This window comes from Streptomyces sp. NPDC002734, assembly GCF_040295685.1.
In the GTDB taxonomy this organism is placed as follows: domain Bacteria; phylum Actinomycetota; class Actinomycetes; order Streptomycetales; family Streptomycetaceae; genus Streptomyces.
This window is the reverse complement of record NZ_JBEOVU010000043.1, coordinates 43,852-57,407: the sequence shown is the minus strand read 5'-3', so window position 1 is coordinate 57,407 and position 13,556 is coordinate 43,852. Positions and strand designations below refer to the sequence as shown.

At 73.6% G+C, this 13,556-nt stretch carries 13 protein-coding genes; 7 read left to right on the top strand and 6 right to left on the bottom strand.

Translation table 11 applies throughout. The features are described 5' to 3' along the window. On the top strand, window positions 1–720 hold a 720-nt coding region (locus tag ABT026_RS28885), incomplete at its 5' end, for a transposase family protein (protein ID WP_351118122.1). A 183-nt stretch (window positions 721–903) separates the two neighbouring features. Here ABT026_RS28885 and bioD read toward each other — a convergent pair. The 3 genes from bioD to bioB are packed head-to-tail and all read right to left on the bottom strand — an operon-like array spanning window position 904 to window position 4,251. After that, the gene (gene bioD, locus ABT026_RS28880) at window positions 904–1,656 is read right to left on the bottom strand and encodes a dethiobiotin synthase (RefSeq protein ID WP_351118121.1); all 753 of its coding nucleotides are present in this window, start codon (window positions 1,654–1,656) and stop codon (window positions 904–906) included. A gap of 29 nt (window positions 1,657–1,685) precedes the next feature. Beyond that, window positions 1,686–2,975 (bottom strand): adenosylmethionine--8-amino-7-oxononanoate transaminase, encoded by a 1,290-nt coding sequence (locus tag ABT026_RS28875; protein ID WP_351118120.1) that lies wholly within the window; start codon window positions 2,973–2,975, stop codon window positions 1,686–1,688. Continuing rightward, a complete protein-coding gene (gene bioB / locus ABT026_RS28870) occupies window positions 2,968–4,251 on the bottom strand; it encodes a biotin synthase BioB (RefSeq protein WP_351118119.1) in 1,284 nt (427 codons plus the stop codon). The genes ABT026_RS28875 and bioB overlap by 8 nt, the downstream gene beginning before the upstream one ends. 156 nt (window positions 4,252–4,407) lie before the next feature. On the opposite strand from bioB, the gene ABT026_RS28865 reads away from it, so the two are divergent. Together ABT026_RS28865 and ABT026_RS28860 are read left to right on the top strand one after the other, a co-directional pair. Continuing rightward, complete coding sequence (locus ABT026_RS28865; protein WP_351118124.1) at window positions 4,408–5,607, top strand: 8-amino-7-oxononanoate synthase; 1,200 nt, start codon at window positions 4,408–4,410, stop codon at window positions 5,605–5,607. Window positions 5,608–5,717: 110 nt separating this feature from the next. After that, window positions 5,718–6,308: a flavodoxin family protein gene (locus ABT026_RS28860; RefSeq protein ID WP_351118118.1), complete on the top strand. Its 591-nt coding sequence runs from the start codon at window positions 5,718–5,720 to the stop codon at window positions 6,306–6,308. Window positions 6,309–6,329: 21 nt separating this feature from the next. On the opposite strand, the gene ABT026_RS28855 is transcribed toward ABT026_RS28860, so the two are convergent. The 3 genes from ABT026_RS28855 to ABT026_RS28845 form a co-directional block, all read right to left on the bottom strand. Next, entirely contained in the window at window positions 6,330–7,496 is a 1,167-nt protein-coding gene (locus ABT026_RS28855; protein WP_351118117.1) for an ARPP-2 domain-containing protein, read from the bottom strand. Further along, window positions 7,493–8,965, bottom strand: coding sequence for a hypothetical protein (locus ABT026_RS28850; protein ID WP_351118116.1), 1,473 nt, complete (start codon window positions 8,963–8,965; stop codon window positions 7,493–7,495). The genes ABT026_RS28855 and ABT026_RS28850 overlap by 4 nt, the downstream gene beginning before the upstream one ends. Before the next feature lie 174 nt (window positions 8,966–9,139). Beyond that, window positions 9,140–10,024: a LysR substrate-binding domain-containing protein gene (locus ABT026_RS28845; protein WP_351118115.1), complete on the bottom strand. Its 885-nt coding sequence runs from the start codon at window positions 10,022–10,024 to the stop codon at window positions 9,140–9,142. A gap of 93 nt (window positions 10,025–10,117) precedes the next feature. Here ABT026_RS28845 and ABT026_RS28840 point away from each other — a divergent pair, with 93 nt between their 5' ends. The 4 genes from ABT026_RS28840 (at window position 10,118) to leuE (ending at window position 13,470) form a co-directional block, all read left to right on the top strand. After that, window positions 10,118–11,323, top strand: coding sequence for a thiolase family protein (locus ABT026_RS28840; RefSeq protein WP_351118114.1), 1,206 nt, complete (start codon window positions 10,118–10,120; stop codon window positions 11,321–11,323). Further along, entirely contained in the window at window positions 11,320–11,991 is a 672-nt protein-coding gene (locus ABT026_RS28835; protein ID WP_351118113.1) for a 3-oxoacid CoA-transferase subunit A, read from the top strand. Before ABT026_RS28840 ends, ABT026_RS28835 begins: the two co-directional genes overlap by 4 nt. Next, window positions 11,988–12,677 (top strand): 3-oxoacid CoA-transferase subunit B, encoded by a 690-nt coding sequence (locus tag ABT026_RS28830; protein WP_502968074.1) that lies wholly within the window; start codon window positions 11,988–11,990, stop codon window positions 12,675–12,677. Before ABT026_RS28835 ends, ABT026_RS28830 begins: the two co-directional genes overlap by 4 nt. A 112-nt stretch (window positions 12,678–12,789) precedes the next feature. After that, a complete protein-coding gene (gene leuE, locus ABT026_RS28825; protein ID WP_351118112.1) occupies window positions 12,790–13,470 on the top strand; it encodes a leucine efflux protein LeuE in 681 nt (226 codons plus the stop codon). Window positions 13,471–13,556 lie beyond the last annotated feature (86 nt).

Below are 13,556 nucleotides of genomic sequence, written 5' to 3'. Positions count from 1 at the left end.
GAGCACGTCTCGTGGCTCATCTACGCCCGAAGGCGTGAACTGCGTTCGCCCTGGCGACGGTTGAGCTGCTTCAAGCAGGCCCTTCTGACGCTGGCCCACCTGCGCAAGAACGAGACCTTCGCCCGGATCGGAGCCGGGTTCGGTGTCTCCGAAGCGACCGCCTGGCGGTACGTGGACGAGACCGTCGAGGTCCTGGCCGCCTGGGCGCCCGGCCTGCACGAGGCCCTCGTCGGCCTGGGCGAAGGAGATTTCGTCATCGTTGACGGCACGCTCATTCCCATCGACCGCATCGCCGCGGACCAGCCGTACTACTCCCAGAAGCACCGCAAGCACGGCATGAACGTCCAGGTCATCGCACGTCCGGACGGCACCCCGCTCTGGTTCTCCCGCGCGACTCCAGGCCGGACCCACGATCTCACCGCGGCCCGCGCCCACGGCATCGTCCAAGCCTGCCTCACCCGACAGATCCTCGTCCTCGCCGACCGCGCCTACCAGGGCGCCGGCGCCACCTTCCGCACCCCCTACTTCCACCATCGCGAGCAACCAGAGCACTACCAGCAGTTCAACCGCGACCACGCCCGACTCCGAGCTCCCGGCGAACGCGCCTTCGCCCAACTCAAGACCTGGCAGATCCTGCGCCGGGCCAGATGCTCCACACGCCGCATCGGCACGATCGTCCAAGCCGTCCACACCCTGCTGACCTGCGACTACTCAGGATGAAAGACGTTCAGTGCGACAGCACCAATGCCTCGTCACCGGTGAGCTTGATCACGACCTGGCCGTCACCCATGCATCCTCCAACCGCTCAGCCTGCCCCGGACCGCATGAACCTACTGGCCGTGTGGCTCGACCTGACACACGGGGCTGCAGGGCAGCCCCCTCCGCAAGGGGGGCGGACCGCCCTCACCCCTCCTCCGGCCTCCCGCCCGGCAGCGTCCCGTGGGTGGCGACGAAGGCGGAAGGGTCCCAGCTGCCGCCGAGACGGGGGGAGAGCCAGTCCGGTGCGGCCCGGCGGAAGGCCCGGGGGGAGAGGGCGCCCACGCCCTCCGGGACCGCGCCCAGCAGCGGGGCGCCCGCCACCCGGGGCAGGTCCGCCAGGTTGCAGCGGGCGGCGAGGTCCGGGCGCCGGGGCCAGCTGCCGATCACCACGCCCAGCTGCTCGAGCCCGCGGGCGTGCAGCGCCTCCGCGGTCAGCGCCGTGCTGTTGAGCGTGCCCAGGGTCGCCGGAGCCACCACCAGCACCGGCGCCCGGAGCAGCTTCGCGGCGTCCGCCAGCGTGGCGTCGCGGTCGTCGAGGCGGACCAGCAGACCGCCCGCGCCCTCGACGAGCACGAGGTCGTGCTCCTGGGCCAGGTCCTCGGCGGCCTCCGCCACCCGGTGCGCCCGCACGGGCGGCAGCCCCGCCCGCTGGGCGGCGGTCGCCGGCGCCAACGGGTCCGGATAGCGGGCCAGTTCGACCGCGGTGACGACCCCCGCCTCCCCGGCCAGACGCGCCGCCTCGGCCGCGTCCCCGTGCTCGCCCGCGACGAGCCCCGTCTGGGCCGGCTTCAGCACGGCCACCGAACGGCCCGCCGCCACCGCCAGCGCGGCCATCGCCGCTGTGACCATGGTCTTGCCGATCTCGGTGCCCGTACCCGATACGACGATCACTGACATGTCGCTCCTCGCGCTCCTGCCCACTTCGTTCAGCCGGCCGAGGCCGCGGCGCACACCGCGCGGCAGATCCGGGCCAGGTCCTCGTCCTCGGTGACGTACGGCGGCATCACGTACACCAGGTCACGGAAGGGGCGCAGCCAGACCCCCTCGCGGACCGCCGCCGCCGTTGCCGCGGCCATGTCGACCGGATGGTCCAGTTGGACGACGCCGATGGCGCCCAGCACCCGGACGTCGGCCACACCCGGAAGCTCCCGGGCCTCCGCCAGACCCTCGCGCAGGCCGGCCTCCAGCCGCTTGACCTCCTGCCGCCAGTCCTGTCCGAGCAGCAGGTCGACGGAGGCGCCGGCGACCGCGGCCGCCAGCGGGTTGCCCATGAACGTCGGGCCGTGGGCCAGGACAGGGACCTCGCCGCGCGAGATGCCGTCCGCGACCCGCGAGGTGCACAGGGTGGCCGCCATCGTGAGGTACCCGCCGGTCAGGGCCTTGCCCAGGCACATCACGTCCGGGGCGACCCGGGCGTGGTCGGCCGCGAAGAGCTCGCCGGTCCGCCCGAAGCCGGTCGCGATCTCGTCGAACACGAGGAGCACGTCATGCGCGTCGCACGCCTCGCGCAGCACCCGCAGGTAGGCGGGGGAGTGGAAGGTCATGCCGCCGGCACCCTGCACGACGGGCTCCACGACCACCGCGGCGGTCTCGTCGGCGTGCGCGGCGATCAGGTCGGCCAGACCGCGCGCGTACGCCTCGTCGAATTCCGCGGGTGGCGCGTCCGCGAAGATCTGACGGGGGAGCACGCCCTGCCACAGCTCGTGCATCCCGCCCTCCGGGTCGCACACCGACATCGGCTGCCAGGTGTCGCCGTGGTAGCCGCCGCGCCAGGTCAGCAGGCGCCGCTTGCCGGGCCGGCCCAGCGAACGCCAGTACTGAAGGCACATCTTGAACGCCACCTCGACCGAGACCGAGCCGGAGTCGGCGAGGAAGACGTGCCGCAGCGGTTCCGGCGTGATCTCCACCAGGCGCGCCGCCAGCCGCACCGCGGGTTCGTGGGTGAGGCCGCCGAACATCACGTGGCTCATCCGGCCCAGTTGCGCGGTCGCCGCCTCGTTGAGCACGGGGTGGTTGTAGCCGTGCACCGCCGACCACCAGGACGCCATCCCGTCGATCAACTCCCGCTGCCCGTGCACCTCCTGGGCGAGGCGCAGGCGCACCCCGGAGGCGGACTCGACGAGCAGCGGGTCGGTACGGCCCGGCATCGGGCCGTACGGGTGCCAGACGTGCGCCCGGTCCAGGGCGAGCAGGGCGTCCGGGCCGAGCTCAGGCATTGGGCGCGAGGTCGGTTCCGGCACCGCGACGGCGCACGGCGACCAGGTCGGGGCGTGCCGCGTCACCCGCCGAACCGCCCGTCCCACGACCGCTCTCGGAGGCTGCCGCAGCCTCGGCCCCCGGCTCCGTGTGACCGCACGCCCCGCCACAGCCGGCCGTCGTGGCCTCGCCGCCGGCCGACGCGGCCTCGCCGCAGCCGGCCCGCACGCCCTCGCCGCCCCCGTCGGCCGCCGCGTCCCCGCCGCACACCGACCCGCAGCCGCCCCCGGCCACCCGGTGCCGCGGCAGCGTGGGCGTCCCCGCCCCCTCCACCTCGAAGCCGGCATCGGCGATCATCTCCAGGTCGGCCCGGCCGGCCTGGCCCTCGCTGGTCAGGTAGTCGCCCAGGAAGATCGAGTTGGCCAGGTGCAGCGCCAGCGGCTGGAGCGTCCGCAGGTGGACCTCACGGCCGCCCGCCAGGCGCACCTCGACGTCCGGGCAGACGAACCGCACCATCGCCAGGATCCGCAGCGCGCGCTGCGGCGTGAGGTTCCATTCCTCGGCCAGCGGCGTGCCCTCGAAGGGGATCAGGAAGTTGACCGGCACCGAGTCGGGATCCAGGGCGCGCAGGGCGAACACGACGTCCACCAGGTCCTCGTCGCTCTCGCCCATGCCGGCGATCAGGCCGGAGCAGGCGGACAACCCCGCGGCGTGCGCCTTGCCGACGGTGTCGACGCGGTCGGCGTAGGTGTGCGTCGTGGTGATCTCGCCGTAGGTGCTCTCCGAGGTGTTCAGGTTGTGGTTGTAGGCGTCGGCGCCCGCGTCCCGCAGTCGCTCGGCCTGCCCGTCGGACAGCAGACCCAGACAGGCGCACACCTCCACGCCCTCGTTCTGCTCCTTGACGGCCTCGATGGTGCGCGACACCCGGTCGAGATCCCGGTCCGTGGGACCGCGGCCGCTGGCCACCAGGCAGACCCGCTTCGCACCGCCGGCCACACCGGCCGCGGCCGCCTCGGCCGCCTCCTCCGGCTTCAGCCACGTGTACTTGAGGATCTCGGCCTTCGAGCCGAGCCGCTGCGAGCAGTACGAGCAGTCCTCGGGGCACAGGCCCGACTTGAGGTTGACGAGGTAGTTGAGCTTCACCCGGCGGCCGAACCAGTGGCGGCGCACCCGGCCCGCCGCGGCCACCACATCGAGCAGGTCGTCGTCGGAGGTCGCCAGCACGGCGAGGGCTTCTTCACGGGAGGGCGACTCACGTCGGAGCCCCTTCTCCACCAGAGCGGCAAGCAGATCCATGGCCTTGATCCTTGCTCACGCGGCGGACCAGGCAAAGGAGGAAACGGACAACAAGGCGCGGGATGGCGTGTGTGGATGACCACACGTCGTGACCGGCCGACTGCGGCTAGGGTCGGTCCGTTGCGCCCGCACCACCGAGACGAGGACCGGACCGCCATGCCGCTGGCCTGCCAGGACGCCTTCGACTGGATCGACGAGGAGGCCCGCCGTCGCGAACGGGCGGGCCTGGTGCGGGCCCTGCGCCCCCGCGGGGCGGAGGAGACGGCCGGTGAGGACGCGCCGTTGGATCTGGCCGGAAACGACTACCTCGGCCTCACCCGCCACCCCGAGGTCACGGCCGCCGCGGGCGCCGCGGCCCTCCGTTGGGGCGCGGGGGCGACCGGCTCCCGGCTGGTCACGGGAACGACCGCGCTGCACACCGAACTCGAGGCCGCGCTGGCCCGGTTCTGCGGATTCGAGGCGGCCCTGGTGTTCTCCTCCGGGTACGCCGCCAACCTCGCCGCGCTCACCGCGCTCGGCGGCCACCAGGACGGTCTGGTCGTCTCCGACGCGGGCAACCACGCCTCGATCGTGGACGGTTGCCGCCTCGGGCGGGCCGAGACCGCGGTGGTGCCGCACGCCGATCCCGAGGCCGTGCGCAAGACCCTGGCCGCCCACCCGGGCCGCCGGTCCCTGGTCGTCACCGACTCCGTCTTCTCCGTCGACGGCGACGCCGCGCCGCTCGGCCCCCTGGCGGACGTCTGCCGCGCGGCGGGCGCCGCGCTGCTGGTCGACGACGCCCACGGCCTGGGCGTGCTCGGGGACGGCGGCCGCGGGGCGGTGCACGCCGCCGGGCTCGCGGGCGCGCCCGACACGGTGGCGACGGTGACCCTCTCCAAGTCCCTCGGCAGCCAGGGCGGCGCCGTGCTCGGCCCGGCCAGGGTGGTCGAGCACCTGGTCAACACCGCGCGGACGTTCATCTTCGACACCGGCCTCGCCCCGGCCGCCGCCGGAGCGGCCCTGGCCGCGCTGGGCCTCCTGGAGCAGGAACCGGAGCGCGCGGCACGCGCCCGGGAGGTGGCGTCCGCGCTGCACGAGGGGCTCACGGCGGCGGGCCTCACCGCGGCACGGCCGGACGCGGCGGTGGTCTCCGTGCGGGCGCCTTCGCCGGAGGCGGCCCTGCGCTGGGCCGCCGACTGCCGGGCGGCCGGCCTGCTGGTCGGGTGCTTCCGGCCCCCCTCCGTCCCCGACGGCGTCTCACGGCTGCGGCTGACTGCCCGCGCCGACCTCACCGACCGGCAGATCCGCACGGCGGTGCGGACCGTCCTCACGACCGCACCGCCCGCGTCCCGGCGGGAGACCGACACCGCACCCTGATACCGCGCGCCGGAAATAATTGCGCGCGCAAGGGAGTTGGGGTCGTTCACGGCATCGACGCATCGACGCATCGACGCATCGACGCATCGACCCCGGCACCGGGAGCACCTGTGAACCGTTCGTTCCTCTTCCTCCTCGGCAGCGCCCGGCAGGGCGGCAACACCGAGACGCTGGCGCGCGCCGCGGCCGAGCACCTTCCCGACGGCGTCGAGCGGCGGTGGCTGGACCTGAAGCGGCTTCCCCTGGCCGGCTACGCCGACGCACGCCACTCCGGCGAGCCCTGGCCGGAGGCGAGCGGGCCGGAGGCGGAGAACGAGGCGCTGCTGCGGGAAGCCACCCTCGCGGCCACCGACATCGTGATCGCCTCGCCGCTGTACTGGTACTCGGTCTCGTCGTGGACCAAGGCGTACCTGGACCACTGGTCCAAGTGGCTGAGCGTCCCCGACCTGGACTTCCGGGCCCGGATGGCCGGGGGCACCCTCTGGGGCGTCGCGGCCATGGGGGACCGGGAGGAGACGGTCGCCGAGCCGCTGCGGCTCATGCTGGGCAACACCGCCGCCTACCTGCGGATGCGTGACGGGGGCCTGCTGCTGGGCAACGGCTCCGGCCCCGGGCAGGTCCTGGACGACGCGCGGGCACTGAGGCGCGCCAAGACCTTCTTCGCCCAGGAGACCTCGCCCGCCCTCTCCGCCGGGCGGTAGACGTCCCCCGGCGGCGGACGGTCAGCCCTGGCCCACGCGCCGCTGCCGCCGGTAGCGGTCGAGGACGTCCTGGCGCAGCAGGTTGCCGAAGCCGGCGTTCTCCAGGCGCAGCGCCAGGGCCGCCTCGGTGATGCCGAAGTCCGCGGCCGTGTCCGCCGGATGCCAGTCGTGGGCGGCGAGCCGGGCGAGCAGGTGGCCGCGGCGGATCTGGCTCTCGGAGAGGCGGAACGTCTTGAGATAGGCGATCCGGCCCCGCTCGTCGGTGATCGCCTCGCCGATGTGGTTCTCCGCATGGGGGCGGAAGGCGGGCAGGAAGCGCGAGAGGGTGAAGCGCCCGAGGCGGTACACCGACTGCCAGGCGTACGCCTCCTGGAGCAGCCCCGCGGCCATCGTCCCGTCGTGGAACTCCGCCCACTCGGCCTCCTGCCGCGACGCGGCGGCGCGCAGGTCGGCCAGGGAACGGATCCGCGCCCCGCGGAGGTCGGCCCGGAACTCCGGCACCGGCGGCATCAGCATGGCGTAGTGGTACACCAGGTCGCCGTACAGGTCCTGCAGCAGCGTCGCGTGCAGGGCGCGGTAGTCGTCGGGGTGAGGGACCACGAAGGCGGCGGCCAAGGCGTCGGCGGCGTACAGCAGGACCCCGCACTGGCCGGGGTGGATCTCGAACACCCGCAGGGCCTCGGCCAGTCCGTCCACGGCGGCCCCCGCGTAGGCCTGCTCCGCACGAGGGGACAGGCCGTTGCGGATCGCCCGCTGCGACCACTCCTCCCAGGCGATCGACGGGCCGTTGAAGTGCAGCGCCAGATAGCCCTCCAGCGCCAGGTGCAGCGGCAGGAAGCGGAGCCGGTCCTTGGCCTCGCGGCGGGCCAGCCGGCGGTGGATGCGCAGCGGCATCGCCTCCGTGGGCGTGAGGTCGCTGTCGGCGGACAGCCGGGTGCCGTACGCGGCGGCCGGGGAGCCGTCCTTCGTCCAGGTGGCGACGAAGCCGTGCGGCACGTACGAGAAGTAGGCGTCGCGCGGACCGGTCCGCACCAGGCCGGCCGTCGCGTCGTAGGCCCGTGCGCCGAGCCGCAGGTCCTCGACGGGCGCGTCGCGGACGAGCGGGACCAGGCGTACGGCGCCCCACACCTGGGCGGGCAGGGTGCGCAGACCCGTCAGGTCGAGTGCGGACGGCGCGGGAGCGCTCATCGGGTCCTCCCGCTGTGGGCGGTGGGGTCGTCGGTGCTGCGGTCGTCGGCGGTGCGGGCCAGCAGCCGGGCCGCGCGCTCCTCCAGGTACGCGGTCAGCTCGGCCAGACCGGTGCGGCCCTCCGCGAACTGGGCGAGTTCCACCAGGGCGGCCAGGTCCTCCGCGTCGCGGATGCCCGCGGTGGGCACCGTGGGGGAGAGGCGGCGTACGTCGAAGCCGCCGGAGTCGTACACCGGGTTGAGGTGCACGACGCTGGTGCGCCGGGCCGGGTCCAGCCGGGTCCGCCACACGCGCAGCACCTCGGCGGCCAGTCCGGGCGGCGCGTTGTCCCAGCCGTCCGAGACGATCACCAGCCGCGACGGGGCGGTGTCCAGGGCGTCGATGATCCGCCGGCCGAGCGGGGTCGGCCCGTGCGGGAAGGCGAGCAGGGCGTCGTCACGGCCGGACGTCCACAGGGCGGTGTAGTCCTCGGCCAGCGCCCCCAGCAGGTGGTGGCAGGCCAGGGCGACGGCCAGCGGACGGCGCCGCTTCACCCCCGAACCGTAGGCGGAGAAACTGTCGTCGAGGACGGCGGTGACCTTGCCCCAGCGCCCCCTCAGCGGCCCGGCTGCCCGGCGGGCCGCTGACTCCAGGGCGCCGGTGAGCTCCGCGCGACGGCGGACGCGGTCCTCGACGGGCAGCGACAGCACGTACGAGGCGAGCCGGGTCAGCGGCATCCGCGTCAGGTCGGCCCGCACGTCGGCGGCGCCGTGCCGCAGGGCGGACTCCTGAAGCCGCAGCGTCTCCGTGCGGGTCATCCGCGGCGCGATGCGCTCCAGGAAAACGGCCCGGGGGACCCCCTGCCGGGCGGCGAACCCCTCGGCCACCGTGTACGGGAGGTCGTACAGGGCCGCCTTCTCGTGGTGGGCGCGGCGCCAGGTCTCCAGCAGTGGCGCGGCGTAGTGGGCACGCGCGTGGGGGACGAAGAGGAAGTCGGACAACTCGGCCCCGGCGGGCGGCAGATGGGCGTGGCGTAGCGCCGCCTTGAAGGCGCCCCGGTACTTGACCGCGTCGAGCGTCGGATCCGGACGGGCGGCCAGCCAGTCGCGCATGATCGCCCGGGTACGGCGGTTGTTCACCCGGGCCCGGCGCAGCGCGCCGAACAGCCTGTACACCCGCTGCGGGGGCAGCGACGCCAGCCGTGCCGCGATCAGGCGGCCCTCACGGCGGCGCTGCTCGGCGGTGGCCTCGCCGGAGGTCTCCAGCAGGCGGCGCACGATCAGCACCACGTTGTGGTCGTTGATGTCGAGCGCCAGGACACCCGCGTACAGGTCGCGGTAGTTGCCCGCCATGTAGGCGTGCAGGAAGTCCAGCGACAGGCTTTGCTCGCCCGCCGAGGCGTGGAACTCCCGCTGCCCGGTCGCGGTGATCGCCGCGTTGACGAAGAGCAGCACGTCGTCGGCGGCGACGAGGTCGCCGAAGGTCTCCATGATCCGTCCCCCCCGATGTGCGACCGGATGTGCGAAGGCCGGCCGGGGAATGGGGGCACGAGCTGCGAATCATTGCTTCAAAGGCAGGTTCCGGAAGTCGCACCGGAGTCCCGCGGCCGACACGGGGACGCTAACAGAGCCCGCTGCACGTCCTCCACCCGATATCCGCCGAGGTCAGCCGCCCGCGCAGTCCACGACGACCGCGGCGACCTGGTCGACGGCCGCCGGGTCGCGCCGGGCCCGGCGCGCCAGGAGCAGGTCGACCGACTCGCCGCCGGTGAGCGGCACATAGGTCACCCCCTCGACGTGCAGGCTCTGGACCGAGGCGGGCACCAGGGCCACGCCGTGCCCGGCGGCGACCAGCACCACCAGGGTCGCCGTCTCGCCGACCTCGAGGACCTGCGACGGCTCGAAACCCGCCCGCCGGCAGGCCGCGAGCACCAGGTCGTACATCGACGACCGGTGCTGCGAGGGGTGGATGACGAACGGCTCCTCGGCCAGGTCCGCCAGCGGCACACTGCGCCGGCCGGCCAGCCGGTGGTGGGCGGGCAGCACCGCCACCAGCGGCTCCGAGCGCAGCGGGAGGGTGCTGATGTCCTCCGCGTCGACGGCGCCCCGCAGGACGGCCAGGTCGAAGGCGCCCGAGCGCAGACCCTCGACCAGCTGCGGGGTGAGGGTCTCGCCCCGCAGCTCCAGGGTGACCCGGGGCAGCCGCGCCCGGACCGTCCGGGCGACCCGGGGCAGCACGTCGTAGGTGGCGGTGCCGATGAAGCCGACCGACACCCGCCCGGCGTGGCCGGTGGCCAGCTCCCGCATGTGGGCCAGCGCGCGCTCCTCCTCGGCCACCAGCGCGCGGGCGTGACCGACCAGGTGGTGGCCCGCCTCCGTCAGCTCCACATGCCGCGTGGAGCGGTGGAAGAGGGACACCCCCAGCTCCCGCTCCAGCTGCTTGACCAGCTGGGACAGGGCGGGCTGCGCCACGTGCAGGCGGGCCGCCGCCCGGCCGAAATGGCACTCCTCGGCCAGGGCGAGGAAGTGGCGGAGCTGGCGGAGTTCCATGCCTCCACTGTAGAGCCACTGATAAGAACGGGTTATCAATCCATGCACACTGTGTCTTGGACGCGAACAAGTGGCGGCTCGTACGGTGAGTAGGTGACCGAGAGCTATCTGTACGCAGCAGCCCGCACGCCCTTCGGGAAGTTCTCCGGGGCCCTCGCCGACGTCCGGCCCGACGACCTCGCCGCGGCGGTAGTCAAGGGCGTCCTGGCCAAGGCCCCCGACCTCGACCCGGCCCAGATCGGCGACGTCGTGTGGGGCAACGCCAACGGCGCGGGGGAGGACAACCGCAACGTCGGCAGGATGGCCGTCCTGCTGGCCGGCCTGCCCACGTCGGTGCCCGCCACCACGGTCAACCGGCTCTGCGGCTCCTCGCTGGACGCCGCGATCATGGGCTCCCGCGCCATCGAGACGGGCGACGCGGACATCGTGCTCACCGGCGGCGTGGAGTCCATGACCCGTGCCCCCTGGGTCATGCCCAAGCCCGGGCGCGCCTTCCCCGCCGGCAACGTCACCGCGGTGTCCACCACCCTCGGCTGGCGGCTGGTCAACGAGCGCATGCCCAAGGAATGGACCGTCTCCCTCGGCGAGGCCAACGAGCAGCTGGCCGACCGCTTCTCGATCTCCCGCGAGCGGCAGGACGAGTTCGCCGCCCGCTCCCATCTCCTCGCCGACGCGGCATGGAACGAGGGCTTCTACGACGACCAGGTGATCCCCGTCGTCGTCGACCGCAAGGGCGGCGAGCTCACCCGGGACGAGGGCATCCGCCCCGGCTCCTCGGCCGAGAAGCTCGCCGGCCTCAAGCCCTCCTTCCGCCCCGACGGCGCCATCACCGCCGGCAACGCCTCGCCGCTCAGCGACGGGGCCTCGGCGGTGCTGCTCGGCTCCGGCGAGGCCGCCGGTCGCATCGGCTCGGACCCTCTCGCCCGCGTCGCCGGACGCGGCGTCTTCGCCCTCGACCCGCAGGAGTTCGGCTTCGCCCCCGTCGAGGCCGCGAACCGTGCGCTCCGGCGCGCGGGCATCTCCTGGTCGGACGTCGCCGCCGTCGAGCTCAACGAGGCCTTCGCCGTGCAGTCGCTGGCCTGCGTGGACGCCTGGGGGATCGACCCGGAGATCGTCAACACCAAGGGCGGCGCGATCGCCCTCGGCCACCCGCTGGGCGCGTCCGGCGGCCGCATCCTCGGCACCCTGGCCCGCCGGCTCGAGGAGTCGGGCGAGCGCTGGGGGGTCGCGGCCATCTGCATCGGCGTCGGCCAGGCGCTCGCCGTCGTCCTCGAGAACGTCACCGGAGGCACCCGATGACCGTCCAGCTGTGTGAACACGCCGACGAGGCGGTGGCCGGGGTCGAGGACGGCTCGACCGTGCTCGTCGGAGGCTTCGGCATGGCCGGCATGCCGGTCGAGCTGATCGACGCCCTGATACGCCAGGGCGCCAAGGACCTCACCGTGGTCTCCAACAACGCCGGCAACGGCGACACCGGACTCGCGGCGCTGCTCGCCAAGGGCCGCGTCCGCAAGGTGATCTGCTCCTTCCCGCGCCAGGCCGACTCCTGGGTCTTCGACGACCTCTACCGGTCCGGCCGGATCGAGCTCGAGGTCGTCCCGCAGGGCAACCTCGCCGAGCGGATGCGGGCCGCCGGAGCGGGCATCGGCGCGTTCTACTGCCCCACCGGTGCCGGGACCCTCCTCGCCGAGGGCAAGGAGACCCGGGAGATCGACGGCCGCACCTACGTCCTGGAGTACCCGATCAGGGGCGACGTCGCGTTGATCGGCGCGTACCGCGCCGACCGCATGGGCAACCTGGTCTACCGGAAGACCGCCCGCAACTTCGGGCCGGTGATGGCCACGGCCGCCACCACGGTGATCGCGCAGGTCCGCGAGATCGTCGAGACCGGCAGCCTCGACCCCGAGGCCGTCGTCACCCCGAGCATCTACGTCGACCGCGTGGTGCAGGAGGCTCAGCGCGCATGAACGCCGACGTCACGAACGACAGGAACGGCAGGGGCACGGGGACCGGCGACGGCGCCCCGCTCGGCAAGCACGAGATGGCGGCCCTGGTGGCCCGCGACATCCCGCAGGGCGCCTTCGTCAACCTGGGCATCGGTCAGCCGACCCTGGTCGCCGACCACCTGCCCGCCGGCTCCGGGGTGGTCCTCCACACCGAGAACGGCATGCTCAACATGGGGCCGGCCGCCCAGGAGGGCGAGATCGACCCCGATCTGACCAACGCCGGCAAGGTGGCGGTCACCGAGCTGCCCGGCGCCGCCTACTTCCACCACGCGGACTCCTTCGCCATGATGCGCGGCGGGCACCTGGACATCTGCGTCCTCGGCGCCTTCCAGGTCTCCGGCCGGGGCGACCTGGCCAACTGGCACACCGGCGCGCCCGACGCCATCCCCGCCGTCGGCGGGGCGATGGACCTCGCCATCGGCGCCAAGAAGGTGTTCGTGATGATGACGCTCTTCGCCAAGGACGGCTCGGCGAAGCTGGTGCCCGAGTGCACCTACCCGCTCACCGGGCTGGGCTGCGTCGACCGCGTCTACACCGACCTCGCGGTCTTCGACATCACCCCCGAGGGCGTGAGGGCAACCGCGACCTTCGGCACCACCGTCGAGGAGCTCGCCCAGCGCCTCGACGTGCCGCTGCTCACCGACTGAGAGCGACGAGGTCCGGAGCCGTTCCGCGAGGCGGTCGCGCCTTGCGGAACGGCTCCGTCCGGATAGCGGGCGGATGATCGCCATAACCGCCCTTTCGTGTGACACTCCGGTCATGTTCTCGTCGTTCGGTGTCGTCAATCTCCCGACCTACCTGGCGGGCGTCCTGCTGATCGTCCTGCTGCCGGGTCCCAACTCCCTCTACGTGCTCTCCGTCGCCGCCAGGCGCGGCGTACGCGCCGGCTATGCCGGGGCGGCCGGCGTGTTCTGCGGCGACACGGTGCTGATGACGCTGTCGGCGGCGGGCGTGGCCTCGCTGTTCCAGACCAACGCCATGCTCTTCGGCATCGTGAAGTACGTGGGCGCGGCCTACCTGGCGTGGGTGGCGATCGGCATGCTGCGGTCGGGCTGGGAGATGTGGCGCACCCGGCACGAGGCGGGCGGCACGGCCGAGACGGTCGCGGCCGCGGCGGCGGGGGAGTCGGGCGGCAAGGTCGAACGCCCCTTCCGGCGCGCCTTCGTGGTCAGCCTCCTCAACCCCAAGGCGATCCTCTTCTTCATCTCCTTCTTCGTGCAGTTCGTCGACCCGAACTACGCCTACCCGGCGCTCTCCTTCCTGGTCCTGGGCGCCTTCGCGCAGATCGGCAGCGTCCTGTACCTGAGCGCGCTGATCTTCGGCGGCACCCGGCTCGCCGCGGCCTTCCGGCGCCGCAGGCGGCTGTCCGCCGGAGCCTCCTCCGCGGCGGGCGCGCTCTTCCTCGGCTTCGCCGCGAAGCTCTCGCTCGCGAGCACCTGACTCTCGCCCCCACCACCGCAAGGCCCCGGCCGTTCACGGCCGGGGCCTTCGTGCTGCCGCATCGACGCGGATTGGTGGCGCACGCG